The 15,886-nt window shown below is 61.2% G+C and carries 16 protein-coding genes; 14 read left to right on the top strand and 2 right to left on the bottom strand.

The genetic code is table 11. The features are described 5' to 3' along the window. The first annotated feature begins 88 nt into the window (after nucleotides 1–88). From MESOP_RS13170 to MESOP_RS13125, 10 genes are all read left to right on the top strand, one after another. Complete coding sequence (locus tag MESOP_RS13170) at nucleotides 89–283, top strand: Flp family type IVb pilin (RefSeq protein WP_013893822.1); 195 nt, start codon at nucleotides 89–91, stop codon at nucleotides 281–283. A gap of 100 nt (nucleotides 284–383) precedes the next feature. Continuing rightward, nucleotides 384–1,439: a Flp pilus assembly protein CpaB gene (cpaB, locus tag MESOP_RS13165; RefSeq protein WP_013893821.1), complete on the top strand. Its 1,056-nt coding sequence runs from the start codon at nucleotides 384–386 to the stop codon at nucleotides 1,437–1,439. 55 nt (nucleotides 1,440–1,494) lie between these two features. Next, nucleotides 1,495–2,931, top strand: a complete 1,437-nt coding sequence (locus MESOP_RS13160) for a type II and III secretion system protein family protein (protein ID WP_013893820.1) — start codon at nucleotides 1,495–1,497, stop codon at nucleotides 2,929–2,931. Between the two features lie 4 nt (nucleotides 2,932–2,935). Beyond that, nucleotides 2,936–3,208 carry a hypothetical protein gene (locus tag MESOP_RS13155; RefSeq protein ID WP_245265087.1) on the top strand — a complete coding sequence of 91 codons (273 nt, stop codon included), beginning with the start codon at nucleotides 2,936–2,938 and terminating at the stop codon, nucleotides 3,206–3,208. A 71-nt stretch (nucleotides 3,209–3,279) separates the two neighbouring features. Further along, nucleotides 3,280–4,767 carry a TadE/TadG family type IV pilus assembly protein gene (locus tag MESOP_RS13150; protein ID WP_013893818.1) on the top strand — a complete coding sequence of 496 codons (1,488 nt, stop codon included), beginning with the start codon at nucleotides 3,280–3,282 and terminating at the stop codon, nucleotides 4,765–4,767. Between the two features lie 5 nt (nucleotides 4,768–4,772). Continuing rightward, complete coding sequence (locus MESOP_RS13145; protein WP_150111269.1) at nucleotides 4,773–5,312, top strand: TadE/TadG family type IV pilus assembly protein; 540 nt, start codon at nucleotides 4,773–4,775, stop codon at nucleotides 5,310–5,312. 2 nt (nucleotides 5,313–5,314) lie between these two features. Beyond that, complete coding sequence (locus tag MESOP_RS13140; protein ID WP_013893816.1) at nucleotides 5,315–5,953, top strand: TadE/TadG family type IV pilus assembly protein; 639 nt, start codon at nucleotides 5,315–5,317, stop codon at nucleotides 5,951–5,953. Continuing rightward, on the top strand, nucleotides 5,950–7,113 hold the full coding sequence (locus MESOP_RS13135) for a CpaE/TadZ family protein (protein WP_013893815.1): 1,164 nt from the start codon (nucleotides 5,950–5,952) through the stop codon (nucleotides 7,111–7,113). Before MESOP_RS13140 ends, MESOP_RS13135 begins: the two co-directional genes overlap by 4 nt. Continuing rightward, nucleotides 7,097–7,675 (top strand): L,D-transpeptidase, encoded by a 579-nt coding sequence (locus tag MESOP_RS13130; protein WP_013893814.1) that lies wholly within the window; start codon nucleotides 7,097–7,099, stop codon nucleotides 7,673–7,675. Before MESOP_RS13135 ends, MESOP_RS13130 begins: the two co-directional genes overlap by 17 nt. After that, on the top strand, nucleotides 7,672–8,253 hold the full coding sequence (locus tag MESOP_RS13125) for a hypothetical protein (protein ID WP_013893813.1): 582 nt from the start codon (nucleotides 7,672–7,674) through the stop codon (nucleotides 8,251–8,253). The genes MESOP_RS13130 and MESOP_RS13125 overlap by 4 nt, the downstream gene beginning before the upstream one ends. Before the next feature lie 24 nt (nucleotides 8,254–8,277). Here the strand turns inward: MESOP_RS13125 and MESOP_RS13120 are convergent, their stop codons facing one another. Then, the gene (locus tag MESOP_RS13120; protein ID WP_013893812.1) at nucleotides 8,278–8,814 is read right to left on the bottom strand and encodes a hypothetical protein; all 537 of its coding nucleotides are present in this window, start codon (nucleotides 8,812–8,814) and stop codon (nucleotides 8,278–8,280) included. A 333-nt stretch (nucleotides 8,815–9,147) separates the two neighbouring features. On the opposite strand from MESOP_RS13120, the gene MESOP_RS13115 reads away from it, so the two are divergent. The 4 genes from MESOP_RS13115 to MESOP_RS13100 are packed head-to-tail and all read left to right on the top strand — an operon-like array spanning nucleotide 9,148 to nucleotide 14,729. Further along, nucleotides 9,148–10,596 carry a TolC family protein gene (locus MESOP_RS13115; RefSeq protein ID WP_013893811.1) on the top strand — a complete coding sequence of 483 codons (1,449 nt, stop codon included), beginning with the start codon at nucleotides 9,148–9,150 and terminating at the stop codon, nucleotides 10,594–10,596. A gap of 42 nt (nucleotides 10,597–10,638) precedes the next feature. Beyond that, on the top strand, nucleotides 10,639–12,771 hold the full coding sequence (locus tag MESOP_RS13110) for a type I secretion system permease/ATPase (RefSeq protein WP_013893810.1): 2,133 nt from the start codon (nucleotides 10,639–10,641) through the stop codon (nucleotides 12,769–12,771). Nucleotides 12,772–12,814: 43 nt separating this feature from the next. Continuing rightward, on the top strand, nucleotides 12,815–14,104 hold the full coding sequence (locus MESOP_RS13105; RefSeq protein ID WP_013893809.1) for an HlyD family type I secretion periplasmic adaptor subunit: 1,290 nt from the start codon (nucleotides 12,815–12,817) through the stop codon (nucleotides 14,102–14,104). Further along, nucleotides 14,094–14,729, top strand: coding sequence for a ribbon-helix-helix domain-containing protein (locus MESOP_RS13100; protein WP_013893808.1), 636 nt, complete (start codon nucleotides 14,094–14,096; stop codon nucleotides 14,727–14,729). The genes MESOP_RS13105 and MESOP_RS13100 overlap by 11 nt, the downstream gene beginning before the upstream one ends. A gap of 79 nt (nucleotides 14,730–14,808) precedes the next feature. Here the strand turns inward: MESOP_RS13100 and MESOP_RS13095 are convergent, their stop codons facing one another. Beyond that, complete coding sequence (locus MESOP_RS13095; protein ID WP_013893807.1) at nucleotides 14,809–15,792, bottom strand: transglutaminase-like cysteine peptidase; 984 nt, start codon at nucleotides 15,790–15,792, stop codon at nucleotides 14,809–14,811. Nucleotides 15,793–15,886 lie beyond the last annotated feature (94 nt).

Below are 15,886 nucleotides of genomic sequence, written 5' to 3'. Positions count from 1 at the left end.
AGGATTGAGGTGACGGGGGATGCTTGGGTATGGGGTTCATTCCTAGCTCTGTCTCGTCGGGTTCAAACCTCCAAAGGGAGAAATTGACATGAAGAAGCTCATGACGATGACCCGGCAGTTCCGCGACGACGAGAACGGCGCTGCAATGGTCGAATATACAGTGCTGCTCGGCATCATCACGGTCGCGGTCATCGCCACTGTTGCACTGGTCGGCACCTGGGTCAGCGGCAAGTGGGTTACGCTCAACAGCACGTTGACGACCTCATCGCCGAATCCGGCGTAACAACTTGGAGTCGGCCCGGGCAGTTGCCTGGGCCGACTCTTTCGGACGAAAGGCGATTGTCTCTTGAGGGGCGATCGTAAGCCAATGGGCGGGTTGGGCTATGCGCGCGAACACCATCATCATGATTGTCCTTGCCGGCGTCTTCGGCGTTTTGGCCGTTGTGCTGGCCAATATCTGGCTGGCCAACCAGCGTGGCGCGATTGCGCAGACGAATGAAGTCCAGCGCGACACGGTCGTGGTGGCTGCGGTGGCGCTGAAGTTCGGCGATATACTGTCCGCCGACAAATTGCGCGAAGTCGCCTGGCCTGCGGGCGCGGTTCCGGCCGGCGCCTTCAAGACGACGGAAGAACTCCTGACCAAGGATCTCCCGGTTGGCGGAGGCACCAAGCAGGCGTTGCAGTCGATCGGCGTCAATGAGCCGGTCCTCGCAACCAAGATCACAGGGCCCGGCCAGCGCGCCACTCTTTCGGCGGTGCTTGGCGAAGGCATGAAAGCCGTTTCCATCAGGGTCAACGACGTGCTTGGCGTCGCCGGCTTTGTCTTCCCAGGCGACCGGGTCGACATACTCCTGACACGCACCGTGCGCGACGACGACGGCACGGACAAAAGTTTTGTCGATGTCTTGCTGCAGAGCATGAAGGTGCTCGCCGTCGACCAGGTGGCCGATGAGAGCAAGGACAGCCCGACAGTGGTGAAATCCGTGACACTGGAGGCCAGCACCAAGGATGCGCAGAAGCTGACTTTGGCGGCGGGCGCCGGCCAATTGTCGCTGGCGCTGCGCCAGGCCGCCGCCAGCAAAGGCGAGACGACCGAACGGATTACACTTTCCGACCTGACCGGCGAAACGCCGGCGGACGTCGCCAAAAGGCAAGCCGAGCTCGACAAGAAGGCCGCCGCAGAAGCGGAAGCCGCTGCCGAGCGCAAGCATGCCGAGGACAAGATTGCCGGACTGACCCAGGCGGTGGAGCGGGTGGGAAGCCGCCTCGACGAGTTGGGCAAGGTGAAGCCTGCCCCGGCCGTGGTGTCGGCTCCGGAAACCGGGGAAGTCGTCAAGGAAGTGGTCAAATACGTGCAGCCGGAACCGCCTAAACAGGTGACTGTGGGCGTATTTCGGGGTGTGAAGCTCGAGACATATGACGTGCCGCGACAACCATAACAGCAGCGCGGTGATGAGTTTGGCGCTGCCGCGGGCAGCGAGTGGGGAGACGGGGATGCAGGGGTCTTGGTTGAGGATGGGGGCGGCGGCGTTGTCCTGTCTGGGCGCGTTGTTGCTGACGAGCCTCGCGGCCGATGCGGCTGACAGATTTATCGACGTGTCGAACCCTAGCGTCCATCGTGTGTTCCTGCCGATGTCGCAATCGGTGACGATCCAGGTGAATGCCAATCTGGGTGACATCGTCGTCGGCGACGAGAAGATCGCCGATGCGCAGCCGATGACCGACCGGACGCTCTATGTGATCGGCAAGGGCGCCGGCACCACCACGGTCAATCTGTTCTCCACCGACAAGCGCTCGCTCGGCGTCATTCAGATCGAGGTCGGCGTCGACGTCAGTGACATGGCCCAGGCCATCCGCCAGGTATCGCCACGGTCGCGCATCGAAATCGGTTCGATCAACGGCAAGGTCAGGCTTGGCGGCCATGTCAAGGACGGCGCCACGCTGGAGGCCATCATGCAGGTGGCGCAGCAATATGGTCCCGACGCCATCATCAATTCGGTCACCGTGGATGACAGCCAGCAGGTCAATCTGGAAGTGCGCGTTCTGGAAGCCAAGCGCAACGCCGGTCGCGACCTCGGCGTGTCGTTCCGTAGTAGAGGCAGCAGTGCAACCATTTTTGGAACCGGCATCGCAGCTACTACTCCACCCGGAGCGGATCCAGGAACCCTGGTGACGGGTCTGCTGTCGAAAACCAATCCTTTCGCGTCACTAATCACCCAGATTATCGACAGCAACATCAAAGTCGATCTGATTATCGAGGCGCTCGAGGCCAAGGGCGTGGTGCGCACGTTGGCGAACCCCAATCTCACCACGCTTTCCGGCGAGCCGGCCAGCTTCAACGCAGGCGGCCAGGTGCCGATCCGCAGTGTCACCAAGGATGGCTTGATCCAGATCGAGTACAAGCAATTCGGCGTCAATCTTCAGTTCACGCCGATCGTGCTCGCCGACGACAAGATCCATATCAGTTTGGCGCCAGAGGTGAGCGACCTGACCGGCTTCACCAGCGCCGGCGACCCGATCTTCACCAACCGCAAATTGGATACGGTCGTCGAACTGCGCGATGGCCAGAGCTTCGCGGTCGGCGGCCTGCTGTCCAGCAAGACCACCAAGCTCCAGAACCAGGTGCCGTGGCTCGGCCAGGTGCCGGTGATCGGCACGCTGTTCCGCAATTCGAGCAACCAGAAGGAAGAAACCGAGCTGGTGGTCATCGTCACGCCGCACATTGTGCGGCCGGTGAAGCCCGGCGAACAGTTGGCGACGCCGTTCGACAAGACCAGACCGGCCAACGATCCCGAGTTCTTCGTGCTCGGTCAGCTCGAGGTGAACAAGGACATGATCCGCAAATATGAAACGGGCGACGGCGTCACCGGCCCCTATGGCCACATGCTCGACTTCAAATCGAAGGACAAGATGCTCTATGTCAAGAAATAGCGCCTTGATCCTCATATTGTGCGCCGGCGCGCTGACAGGCTGCGCCGCCGACTATCTGAACCACTACGATTCGGTGACCCTGGCGGCCGGCGACACGCAGAAGTTCAATTCGATGCTGCAGACCGTCGACCCGCTCAATCCAAACTCCAGGAACACACATATCGAGGGCGACGGCACGCGTGCCGCGCTTGTCGCGCATAGCTACAAATTTCCGCCGCCACCGCCACCACCGCCGGCGATCACGGTCAATGTCGGCGGCTCGGGCGTGACGCCGTGAGCTGAACAGAGGGATGCGGAGGGCGCTGGGCAAGCGAGGGGCCCTGACGCAAGAAAGCAGAGAGTAACGTCATGTTACGGACCGTTCGCGCGTTCTGGCACGACCAGAGGGGAATAGCGCTGATCCTCGTCAGCGTCACGCTGCCGGCGCTCATCGGCTTTTCGCTGCTGGCGATCGACATGAGCCGGGTCAACAACCTCCACAACGATTTGCAGAAGGGGGCGGATGCATTTGCCTTGGCTGGCGCTGCCGAGCTGGATGGTACCACTGGCGCCTGGGCGCGAGCCGAGCGCGCCATGGCGAAGCTGGTCAAAAATGAGAGCAATTTCTCGACGTCCGGCCGGTTCTTTCTTGCCTCGGATCAACCGGGCGGCACAGTGCGATGCAACAGTGCCGGCAACATTTCATGGTGTTTCCTGAAGACTATTCCAAATGACAATCTGCCCATCACGACAACTAATTACGCCAATACCGACCCGATAGCAGGCGAACCGGAAACGCGTTTCATTCAAGTGACGGTTGCCCCCCTCGGCTTCAGCGCCATTTTCCCGGCTTCGTACCTGACAGGAAATTCTGCCAACAACAGCTTCAACATCGGCGCTGTCGCAGTCGCCGGGTTCAAGTCGAGCGTCTGCGATTACACCCCGGTCTTCATGTGCAACCCTTACGAGGATACGAGCCTCACCGGCGGAGTGACTCTGGAACAGGCGGCAAATTCACAGGCATATCGACGTCGCCAGATCCTTCTGCGCGACAATGGTTCCTACCAGCCAGGCAACTTCGCCTTTCTTTCGTCCCCTGACGGCAATGGATCACCTGCCCTGGAAGCATCCCTGGCCCGTGTGAAACCAGTCGGTTGCTATGCTCAGGATGGCGTCGACACGGATCCTGGACAGAGCACCGGACCAGTGCAAGACGGCCTGAATGCCCGCTTCGGCATCAGCAAGAACTATATCGGAACGGCCAATGGCCCGGCCGCCAACGTCCGCATGGGGCTCAAAAGCATCAGTTGCAACAACGCAAAGACCGACTTCGAGACCGACCCTACAAAGGGTGTAGGGCTTGAACGGGACTCCTGCCAGATCACCGGAACTTGCACGCTTATGGGCGGTCGCATGGGGACGGGCGATTGGAATTCAAGCCGCTATTGGACCGTCAATCATCCGACACGCGGTGCCTTGCCTGCGTCGCTTGTAGGCGCCACCCGCTACGAAATGTATCGTTACGAGCTTGACCCAGACGGAAATCCTCTCACCAATGACAGTATCGTTAGTGATGCTTCGGTCGGCGGTGAAACAGGCACGCCGTCCTGCAGCCAGACGCCGGTCACAACGGTGGACCGGCGCATCCTCTATGGCGCCATCATCGACTGCAATGCGATCGGAGGGTTCAACGGTCGCGCCGACAATATTCCGGTGCGTGCTTTCGGCAGCTTCTTCATCACCGAGCCGATCAAGGACAGCAAGGACATCTATGTCGAGCTGGTCGACATCACCGGCAAAGGCGGGCGCGGCACGCTCGACAACTTCCTGCGTGATGAAGCGCAGCTCTATCGGTGATGGCGATGATCAGAACATTGTTCCGTCACCTCGATCGATTTCGACGCGACCACCGCGGCTCGGTGCTTGTCGAAATGACGCTGATCACGCCGCTGATGTTGATCTTGTCGGCCGGCGTGTTCGAATTCGGCAACCTGATCCATGACAAGCTGTTGATGGAGGCCGGGCTTACGGATGGCGCTCGTTATGCTGCGCGCTGTAACAGTCAGTTGTATACCGACGCCGGGCTGGCGGGGATCGACTGTACCGGCTACGCCGCGAATATCGCGGTGTTCGGCAAGCCCATAGTGACGCAGGCTGACGTCCCGCGCGTCAGCGGCTGGCAAACATCGGGAGCGACATCGTTTGCGACGGTAACCATGGCCAATTCCTGCCAGGACGCCGTGTCGGCCGGCGTTACCTTATATCGGTCAACCACGGCACAAGTGTGCGTCGTCCGCGCGGTCGGCTCCTACCCGTACACCGGTGTTGGAATGCTGTCGTTCATCGGCATCGGACCGATCACGCTTCATGGCGTCCACGAGGAGCGGTTGATCCGGTTCTGACCATGATCCAGCGTTTTGCAAAATCGGAAGACGGTGCGGCGATGGTGGAAATGACCCTCGTGTCGGTTCTGCTGTTTTCGCTTGTTTTCGGCTTCGTGGATTTCGGCTACGCCTTCTATCAATGGAACGCGGCCACCAAGGCGGTCCAGGTCGGGGCGCGGCTGGCCTCGATCTCCGATCCGGTTTCGACAGCGCTCGCGACCGCGGCGCCAACCACGACACCGGGCGCGCCGGTCAAAACCACCGATTACGCGCCCTTTGTCTGCTACTACACCGGCAACACCGGGGCCTGTAACGGTGACACCAGCAAATTCAACGCGGCCGGTTTCAGTACCATCTTCAGAGGCGACACGACGTATACCAACGATGATACGTGTCCCACGCTGGCGGCAAACCAGCGACCGGGCATGTGCCACTTCTTCCCGGGACTACACCGCGACAAGATCGTCATCACCTATATGGCCAGCGGTTTGGGCTACCAGACCCGCTTGGGCGGACCCGTGCCGACGATCGCCGTCAGCCTGCAAAACGTAACCTTCCAGTTCTTCTTCCTGAAGGGACTGATGGGTTTCAACGACATCACTATGCCCTCCATGCTGAGCACGGTCACGGGCGAAGACATGAAGAGCGCCGGATCATGAATGCCATCAACACCAAGGTTACGCCGACCAAGCGAAAGCAGGTGGCGCTGTTTTCGTCGGATGCGAATTTCAAGCGCGAGGTGGCGACGCGGCTCGATGCGCTGGCGATCTATGACGTCAGGGTTTCCGAGACGGACGATTTTCTCAAGGGTCCGCCCGCCGATGCGCGTCCGGGCATCGTCATCCTCGATCTCGGCAGCGGCGGGCTGCTCGGCAGGCCCGGCATCGTCGAGGCGCGCGGGCTGTGGGCGTCCGTGCCGCTGATCGCGGTCTCCGACGAGCTGACCTCGGAGCAGACGCGCGTGCTGGTGCGCATGAACGCCTCGGACTGGCTGCACAAGCCGCTCGACGGCAAGGAACTGCTCAACGCGGTGACCTTCCACGACACCGGCAACCAGGGAACGAAAAGCCGCATCATCACCTTCATCAGCGCCAGCGGCGGCGCCGGCGCCACGACGCTCGCGCTGTCGGCGGCCGAATTCCTGGCCTCCAAATCGGCCGAGCGCGCGGCTTCGACCTGCCTGGTCGATCTTGATTTCCAGAGCGCCAATTGCGGCGCCTATATCAACCAGTTCAACCAGTTCGACCTGACGGGCATCATCGGCCAGCCCGAACGGCTCGACGTCGAGCTGATGGACGTCATCAAGCTTTCGCGCCCGTCCGGCCTCACCCTCTATGCGTTCGAGCGGCCGCAACTGCCCTTCGAGCCGCGTGGCAGCGATTTCGTGTTCCGGCTTCTGGACCTGGTCGCCTACCGCTTCGACGACATCGTCATCGACCTGCCCAATCTCGATACGCCCTGGCACAATTCCGTGCTTTCGACGAGCGACGAGATCTTCATCGTGTTCGAGCTTAACGTCGCGTCGCTGCGGCAAGGCAAGCGGCTCTACAGCAAGATCCGCGAACTGCGCGGCAACGCGGTCAACATCACGCTCGTCGCCAACAAGCACAAGCGCAAATGGTTCGGGAACCACTTCTCGCGCAGCGAGCTGGAGAAGATATTCAAGGCGCCGCACATCAAGTCGCTGGCGCTGGACAACGCGCTTCTCGCCGATGCCCTGAACCGGGCGATCCTGCCTTCGGAAGTGGACGGGCGGGCGCGCTTCAACAAGGATCTGAAGACGATGTTCAAAGAGCGGCTCGATGACGCTGCCCGATAGGCATCGGATCGCCTCGGGGCTGGCCGCCGCCTGCATCGCGGGCCTGGCGCTTGTGATGCCGGGCGGCGCCCATGCCGGGTCCGCGGGCGCTCCGCCGCTGCCGGCCATGGGTCCAAGCCTGCGCAAGACAGTCGCCTTCGAAACCGCCGAACAGCCCGGAACGATCATCATCCGCAAGGACGAGAAGGCGCTCTACCTGGTGACGCGCCAGGGCCAGGCGCTTCGCTATAAGATCAGCGTCGGGCGCGATGGTTTCGGCTGGACCGGGGTCGTCAAGGTCGGAGCCAAGACGGAATGGCCGCAATGGCGCCCGCCAAAGGAAATGCGTGCCCGCCAACCGGAGCTGCCGGAAATGGTGCCGGCCGGTCCCTACAATCCGCTTGGCGCCAGGGCGCTCTATCTGTCTCGGGACGGGCATGACACGCTCTACCGAATCCACGGCACTAATGACCCGTCAGGGGTCGGCTTCGACGGAACATCGGGCTGCTTCCGCCTCACCAACACCGATGTGATCGACCTTTTCAAGCGCGTCCCGATCGGCGCCAAGGTGGTGGTTCAATGACGACGATCAGCGAGCCGGGCATGCCGGCGATCGATGTTGGCAAACGCGAACAGGTCGCCGTCGACAGACCCGGCAACGCAAAAGCGATCGGCGTCGTCGCCGCCGGCGCCTTGCTCATCACCCTGATCAACATGGCGGCTGCCATCTATCTCTATCGGGGCATCAACGACCTGCGCTCCGTCGAGGCGCGGCTGGAGCAGCTCGGAGCATTCGAGCAACGGATCGCGGCGCGGCTCGATACGGTCAACAACGGCTTCCAGAGCCGGTTCGAAAAACTGGACAGCCAGTTGCAGGGCAACTTCAACCAAATCAATGGCAGCCTTGCCAGGCTGGAGCAGACCCCGCCCGCCGTCGCCGGCAACAGTACGCCGAATATGGCGGAACAATCCGAGGTTACCACCAGCGCGGTGGCGGAAGCGCCCGAGGCGCTCGATAGCGAAACCGCCAGCGAGGCCAGCGTCATCGAAGCGCCGCGACAGCCCAAAAGGAGGATCGCTTCGGCGCCGCCTCCCCCAAACTCCAACTACCAGCGCATAGAGCAGCCGGACGGCAAGGTCTATTACCGCAAGATCAATTGAAGCCGCCGGCGTTGACGGCGTCTTCTAGAGATCCCGCTGCAGGGTGACGAGCTGCATTGCCCGCAGCTCCGCGCGTTGCCTCGCTTCGGTGAGGAAGGCAACGTGACAGTAAACACACGCGGCCGTGCCCAGAAGCAGGACCAGGCTGTTCTGCCAGGAGAAATCGACCATCAGCGAAAATTGGAGGCCGCTGGGCGCCGTAAAGGCGGCAATGGTGCTCGCCGTCTGAGATTGGCTGCTGGCGGCTATCATCAGTCCCACGAAAAGCAGCGCCAGATGGTTGGCCAGAAAGAATGGAGCCCGCTTACGGGCGTGGCAGGCAAGCCAGCTAACGATCAAGGCGGCGGCCAGGATCGTGAAATCGAGGATCATCGAGCTGTCCAGATAGAAGTCGACCTGTTGCCAGAACATCGTCGACAACGGCCGCAGTTCAAGCCAGATCCACCACATTGTGGGGCTCGCCGGATAGGCGCCCAGCAAGAATGTCGCGATACGCGCTCCCGCCAGGATAGCAAGGACAAGAGCGGGAAAGAGAAAGAGCAGAATCGGCTTGCGTTTCATGTCGCCCTCCACATTAGCAATCGATGATAGATGGCAGAACTTGCGCAAGCCTTAACGGCCGGGATTACTCATTGCGAAGATATCTATCGGCCCACGCCATCGACAGAGGCCGGCACGTCTCCACAACCAACCGTACATGTCGGTTTATGTGCCATTTTTGCTACATCACGCGGGTCTTCTGGCTGGAAAAAGCCTTTTAGCATTTCCTAAATTAATAATTACTCACATATTTCGTGAATCTGGTAGATGATCCACCGACGGCCGGCCTGGCTTGGGCCCAGGCTTGGTTGTGGCGCCCGAAAAAGGGCGTTGGGGAAAGTTGGGGCGGGCTAAATGAAAACAACGGGCATTTCGGCCATGGGCAAGCGCCTTGGTCTTTTGATGGCAGCCACGATGCTGTCCTGCGGGGGTGCAAATGCCCTCACGCTCAAGGAGGCCGTGGCGGTAGCCGTCGAGTCCAATCCCGAGATCGGCCAGGCCATAGAAAATCGCGAGGCGATCGAATTCGAATTGCGCCAGGCAAAAGGGCTCTATCTTCCCAGCGTCGACGTGGAAGCATCCGGAGGGGCTCGCCGTCTCGACAACTCGTCGCGTCGCGCGCTTTCCCTCGATGATGACAACCTCTACCCGGCAGAAGCCGATCTGACGGTTTCACAGACCGTCTATGACAGCGGCGCAAGACGCGCCGAGCTCAATCGTCAGGCCTCGCGCGTCGATGGTGCGTCGTTCCGCGTGCTGGAGCGGTCCGAATTTATCGGGCTCTCGGTGGTCCAGGACTACCTCGAATACATGCTGCAGGCTTCCATCGTTTCAGAGGCGAAGAAGAACCTGGGCTTCCATCAGGCTATCCTCCACGACATCCAGGAAGGCATCGCGGGCGGCGGACTGAACGAAGCCGACCGGCAACAGGCCGAGGAGCGGCTGTTCGCGGCCAAGGCCCGCATGCAGGAAGCCTCGGAGGAACTGGAGGCTTCGAAGATACGGTTTTTCAAGACCGTCGGGAAACCGCTCACCAATGCGTCGAGGCCGGGCGACGTTTCGGCCGCGCTGCCGAGGTCGCTGGACGATGCGCTGGGCCTGGCACGAGCAAACAACCCGCGCGTCCATATGGCCAACAGCGATATCGCCGCGGCGGCCTCGCTGGTGGACGCGGCCCGAGCGAAGTACGGTCCCTCGATCGTCGCCGAGGGCACGGCCCGGGCGGGATACGATATCGACGGCGACAATGGCGACACATCCGACCTGCAGGCGCGCCTGGTGTTGCGCTGGAACCTCTATCGGGGCGGCATAGACAAGGCCAATGAACAGGAGCAGATCCGCCGCACCAGCGAACAGCGGCTCGCCATGCATCAGGTTCTGCGCGAGATCGAAGAAGCCGTTCGCACCTCATGGGATCGCCGCTTCCGGCAGGCCGACCTGGCAAAGACGCTGAAGCTGCAAGCCGCCTCCAACGAAAAGCTGGTTGCGTCCTATCGCGAACAGTTCAAGGTCGGGCAGCGCTCGCTGCTAGACGTGCTTGATGCGCAGAATACGCGATTCAACACCGCGACGCTCGCGGACACCGCATCCTATGCGTCACTCTTTGCCCAGTACCGGCTTCTGGCTGCGACCGGGGAGCTGCTGAAGACGATGGATATCCAGCCGGCAAAGCAAGCCAACGCCTACGCACGGACCGAGTTCGCCGCACCGGAAACGGCTGACACCGAAACCTATGCGCGCACGCCCTCGGAACAGAAAAATGACCTGCCCTTCGACATTCTGGCGCCGGTCAGGAAGAAGTAAGCAGGGATGTAAGGCGCGACCGACAGTCCTCGCGGGCAGATCGTGAATCAGCAACCCCATATCGTTTCACCGAAGGAGGCGTTCAAAGCCTGCTTTTCGGCGGTTGCCGCGTATCTCGGCCGACCGAGCGCAGAGACGGTGCTGTTTGCCGGCGTGCCGCTGTCGGATACCCGCGTCGAGGTCGACGACATCCGCAACCTTGCCGAACGCATAGGTCTGGAAGCGCGGGCGTTTGGCCATCGCGATTTCCTGCGCGGGCGGATCGATCTTCCCGCGATTGTCTTTCGCGTCAGCCAGTTGCCTGTTGCCCTGCTCTCCGAGGAGGAAGGCGGCGACTATTTCACCGCCCCCCAGGAGGACGGGCGCACCGCGATCAGCCGATCGGAACTCGCCGCCAGCTATATCAGCGGCGGTGTGTCCTTCTCGATCACCTACGCCAACGCCACGGAGGCGATGAGCGTCGGCTCGGCGCCGAAGATCGAGCGGCGACATTGGCTGACCGGGACGATGGGCGGCTTCTGGCGCACATATTCGAAAGTCGTGCTGTCGGCGATGTTCATCAATCTGCTCGCCATCGCCTCGCCGATCTTCACCATGAACGTGTACGACAGGATCCTCCCGAACAAGGCGATATCGACGCTCTGGGTCCTGGCCATCGGCATCGGCGCCGTCATCGTTTTCGACCTGCTTCTGAAGACCGCCAGGGCGTCGCTCATCGACTATGCCGGGCGCAAGGCCGATCTTCGGATTTCCTATATGCTGTTCGAGAAAGTGCTCAACTCGTCCTTGTCGGCGCGACCCGGTTCGACCGGCGAGTACGCAAACCGGATAACGCAATATGAGTTCGTGAGGGAGTTCTTCACCTCGAACACCATCAGCGTCTTCATCGACACCGCTTTCGTGTTTGTCTTCCTGCTGGTCATCTATGCGATCGGCGGCTGGCTGGTCATCATTCCGGCCGTGGCCTTCCTGGCGTCGGTCGCCGTTGGCCTGGTCACGCAGCGGCGCATCGGCAAGCGGGTCGCGGCCTCGATGAACGAGGCTTCGCAGCGCCAGTCCCTGCTGGTGGAATCCATCTCCACGCTGGAAACGATCAAATCCCTGCGCGCCGAAGCCTATCTGCTGCGCAAATGGGGCGAGCATTCGAAGAACGCCGCCAACACGTCCGAGAAGATCAAGCAGCTTTCGGCGGCAGCCGGCAACATCACCCAGGCGATACAGCAATTGGTCACCGTCGCCCTGGTGGTGGCTGGCGCCTATGCCTTTTCGGAGGGGCATGTCTCGACGGGGGCGATCATCGGGACGGTGATGCTGGCGGGCCGGGCCGTGGCCCCCCTCGGCCAGATCGCCATAACACTGTCGCGGTTTCGCCAGGCCATGCTCTCCTTGCGGATGGTCAACTCGATCATGGCGCAACCGGAAGACCGGCCGGATACGGTGGGCTTCGTAAACCGCCCGATCCGCAATGGCGCGATGGCATTCAAGAACGTCGGATTCGTCTATCCCGGTTCCGAAAACGAGGTTCTGTCCGGCCTGAATTTCACCGTCAGGCCCGGCGAGCGGATCGGCATAATCGGCCGGATAGGATCCGGCAAGACGACCATGGGCCGGCTGATCGGCAGGCTCTTCCTGCCGACTTCCGGCGAGTTGCTGCTGGACGGGATCGACATCCGCCAATACCACCCGTCGGAGGTTCGCGCCGCGGTCGGCATCGTTGCGCAGGCTGGCGATCTGTTCTCGGGCACCATCAAGGAAAATCTGCTGATGGCCTGCCCGGAAGCGACCGATGAGCAGATCATCGACGCGGCCAGGGCTGCCGGTGTCGACGAGTTCGTCTCCCGCCATCCGCGTGGCTACGACATGAACGTCGGCGAGCGCGGCACCAACCTTTCCGGCGGACAGAGGCAGACGGTGGCGATTGCCCGGCTGCTGCTGACCAAGCCGAAAATCGTCTTCCTGGATGAGCCATCCGGCTCGATGGACCTGGCCTCGGAACGTCAGCTGATAAAGCAGCTCAAGGTGGCCTTTGACCGCGGCACCACGCTGATCGTCTCCACCCACCGCTTCAGCATGCTCGAGCTGGCCGACAGGCTGATCGTGATCGAGCAGGGCAAGATCGTCGCCGACGGACCGAAAGAACAAGTCATACAGGCGCTGCAGAAAACAAATGTTTGAGACAAATTATATTGATCCAGGTCAATATAATGGGGTTTGGTAAATGCTTGCTAGGGAAGATCGGCCGCCATTCTTCGCATCGGCGTCCATATTTATCATAGGAGCGCTGTTCGTCGCTTTTGTCGCCTGGGCGTCTTTCGCCGAAGTCGATGAAATCGCGCGTGGCGACGGCAAGGTCATACCCGCCTCCAAGACCCAGATCATTCAAGCCAGTGAGCCCGGCGTCGTTCAGGAAATTGCGGTCAAGATCGGCCAGGTCGTCAAGAAGAACGATCTGATCATTCGCCTCGACAACACGCTGAATACGTCCAGCCTGGGCGAACAACAGGCCAAGGCGCGCGCGCTGGAAGTGCGTATCGCCAGGCTCAAATACGAGCAGAGCGGCAACCTGACGGGATCCTTCCCTTGCCCGGACGACATTCAGGCCGCGGCACCGCAGATTTGCGACAATGAACAAAAGCTCCTGATCGCACGACGCGAAAACTTCGACAACAAACTGTCCGTGCTGAAGTCCCGGCTCGATCAGCGCGAGAAGGAACTCGACCAGGCAATGGCCGATTCCGATCGCCTTACCAAAAACCTGGCCATCAGCGACCAGGAAACAAAGCTGGTCGAGGCCATGGTCAAAAAGGGGCTGATGGCCAGGACCGAGCAGATCCGGGTCGAGCGCGAACAGACCGAACTCCATGGGCAGCTGAACCTTGCCGGCGAGACGATAAAGAAGGCCAAATCGGCCATCACCGAAGCCCAACTCCAGGTCGAGGAGCTGGGCCTCCAGCTGCAGCAGGAGGCGCTGATCGACCTGACCCAGGCGCTGGCCGATCTCTCGGTCGTCGACGAAACCATTCGGGGCGCAACCGACAAAGTGGCCCGAACCGACATTCGCTCTCCGGTGGACGGTATCGTCAACACGCTGGAGTTCAACACGGTCGGCGCCTTTGTCCAGCCTGGCGTGATCGTGGCCGGGATCGTGCCGACCTCCGAGACCTTGCTGGTGGAGGCACGGGTCTCGCCCCGGGATGTCGCGTTCATCCGCCCCGACCAGGAGGCGCTCATTAAAGTCACCGCCTACGATTTCTCGATCTTCGGCGGCATCGAAGGCAAGGTCTCCAACATCACGGCCGACAGCCTGGTCGACCAGAAGACCGGGGAACCCTACTACCAGGTGCGCGTGGCGACGGAGACGTCGACCCTGGAAAGAGACGGCAAGGCCTATTCGATCATCCCCGGCATGATCTGTTCCGTCGATATCAAGACCGGACGCAAGACGATCCTGACCTACCTCCTGAAGCCGATCAACAAGGCACGAGAGGAGGCAATGAGTGAACGATAGCGCCACTCCTCCCGCCGTTCTCGACCGGTTGCTCGTGCCGACGAAGGCAGAAGACCTCGGCATGGAGTTCCGGGTCGTCGCGCGCCTCGGCGTGCGACGCGGAATCCGCCTGGAGCGGGCTTTCTGGACTTCGCTGAGGCATATGGCGGAAAGCCGGAAGTGCACGATCGGCATGCTTGTCGATGAGATCGCCGAAGGTCAGCCTGCTTCTGGCAACCTGACATCGGCGATCAGAGTTGCCTGCATACGTGACATGGCGGAGGAAAACCTGACGTTGAAAAGGCTAGCATCGATACGGACGATCAGCGCGATACTGGTCGCCTGTCCCTCGCCCGCCTTTGCCCTTTCATCGTCGAAAAAAATCCTGACCTTCAACGCTCCGTTCCAACAGTTGGTAAAGCGCCAATTGCCGACGGCGCCGAACGATGACGGGCGTCAGGATCTCAGGCTGGCACTCGATCTCAATGTCGCGGACATATTTGCGCGGCTGGATGCCAATGGCGAAACCCCGGTCGCCAGCGGGTTCGTCATCGGCGCCGGCGACCGCCGCTATCGCGGCCAGTTGAACGCGGTGCGGGCGCCGCTGATCGAACAGGACCTGCTGATGGCGTTCGTCAGCGGCTAAAGCGCATCGCATCGGAACGGATAGAGTCCGTATCTCCCGCGCATGCACCAAACCGTAGCTTCGATCCTGCAGCCGCTGCTTACTTTCGCGCAAGCTTCCCCGAAGCCGTATCCGGCTGCAATCCTTCGCCGGGCGCGACGCCGGCAAAGCCGCCCTTGATCTCGGCAACCTGCGCATTGCCCGATCTCGAGCCATGGATCCAGGCGCGATCCGTGCTGAAGGAATAGAGCGGAACATAGTCGGGGAGATCACTGTCACGCAGGACGGTGTTGTGGAGGCTGTCGAGGATGAACGCGCCATCCGCCGTGCTCACCGACAGGACGGCGTGGAAGAACCCGCGCTTGCGATCCTGGAGGACGACGAGCGCCATGCTTTGCGCGGGAATGCCGGCCCTGAGCAGGGCGGTCATCTTCAGTATGACAAAATCCTCGCAGTCGCCGGCGCGCTTGTCGAGCACCTCCGAAGGCTTCGCCCAATAGTCGAGCTTGCCATAGACGACACTGTCCTTCCGGTAGGCGATCAGGCGATTAATGCCGCTGTTGACGAGGGACAGTTTCTCGGTGAACCCCTTGCCCTGTGCCGTCGAGATCAGCGTGGCAAAAGCCGCGCTCTTATGCTCGCAGGCACTGCCTGCCGTGCAGCCGACGATTGCCTGGTAGACAGGCGCCCACCGCGCCGCGACAGGAAAGTTGTGCATGGACAGCGCGACCGAGCCGAAAACGCCGGGAATGATCGCCGCCGTCTGGATGGGATCAATTCCGACATCGGCGGGTCCGACATCGGCGTGCGTTGGCGCAACGCCGGCATTGGCGTTGTCGATTGTGTAGCTCATGGAGACAATGCCGGGCTGGTATCCCGCGACCGGCTGCCAGGGCCCGGACCTTTCCAGGGAAACGCCACCCAGGCTACGCGGCGCCTCTACCTTTTCGCCGAGCCCGCCGACCGACGCGACACCCTCGAAACGAGGGCTCGCGAGCGATGGCTGCGGCAGGCCCGCAAGGCCGATCGTCAGCAAGAGCAGTTTGAGACCGGTTGTCCCCGGCGCGATTTTTTCTTTTTTCATAACGCCCACCTTTGACTGTGGACGGTACCAATCTTGTCTCAAATTATTGGCAACGAAGGTAGATAACGACGACAGAACTTACTTCGTCTGTTTT

The organism is Mesorhizobium opportunistum WSM2075, from assembly GCF_000176035.2.
GTDB lineage: Bacteria > Pseudomonadota > Alphaproteobacteria > Rhizobiales > Rhizobiaceae > Mesorhizobium > Mesorhizobium opportunistum.
This window is presented reverse-complemented; position numbering and strand designations above follow the sequence as displayed.

What these genes read in the sequence shown, in the direction of transcription:
- MESOP_RS13140 (WP_013893816.1), top strand. Translation starts at nt 5,315, where the DNA reads ATGATCCAGCGTTTTGCAAAATCGGAAGACGGTGCGGCGATGGTGGAA.
- MESOP_RS13160 (WP_013893820.1), top strand. Translation starts at nt 1,495, where the DNA reads ATGCAGGGGTCTTGGTTGAGGATGGGGGCGGCGGCGTTGTCCTGTCTG.
- MESOP_RS13170 (WP_013893822.1), top strand. Translation starts at nt 89, where the DNA reads ATGAAGAAGCTCATGACGATGACCCGGCAGTTCCGCGACGACGAGAAC.
- MESOP_RS13150 (WP_013893818.1), top strand. Translation starts at nt 3,280, where the DNA reads ATGTTACGGACCGTTCGCGCGTTCTGGCACGACCAGAGGGGAATAGCG.
- MESOP_RS13130 (WP_013893814.1), top strand. Translation starts at nt 7,097, where the DNA reads ATGACGCTGCCCGATAGGCATCGGATCGCCTCGGGGCTGGCCGCCGCC.
- MESOP_RS13145 (WP_150111269.1), top strand. Translation starts at nt 4,773, where the DNA reads ATGATCAGAACATTGTTCCGTCACCTCGATCGATTTCGACGCGACCAC.
- cpaB (WP_013893821.1), top strand. Translation starts at nt 384, where the DNA reads ATGCGCGCGAACACCATCATCATGATTGTCCTTGCCGGCGTCTTCGGC.
- MESOP_RS13135 (WP_013893815.1), top strand. Translation starts at nt 5,950, where the DNA reads ATGAATGCCATCAACACCAAGGTTACGCCGACCAAGCGAAAGCAGGTG.
- MESOP_RS13095 (WP_013893807.1), bottom strand. Translation starts at nt 15,792, where the DNA reads ATGAAAAAAGAAAAAATCGCGCCGGGGACAACCGGTCTCAAACTGCTC.
- MESOP_RS13105 (WP_013893809.1), top strand. Translation starts at nt 12,815, where the DNA reads ATGCTTGCTAGGGAAGATCGGCCGCCATTCTTCGCATCGGCGTCCATA.
- MESOP_RS13120 (WP_013893812.1), bottom strand. Translation starts at nt 8,814, where the DNA reads ATGAAACGCAAGCCGATTCTGCTCTTTCTCTTTCCCGCTCTTGTCCTT.
- MESOP_RS13125 (WP_013893813.1), top strand. Translation starts at nt 7,672, where the DNA reads ATGACGACGATCAGCGAGCCGGGCATGCCGGCGATCGATGTTGGCAAA.
- MESOP_RS13115 (WP_013893811.1), top strand. Translation starts at nt 9,148, where the DNA reads ATGAAAACAACGGGCATTTCGGCCATGGGCAAGCGCCTTGGTCTTTTG.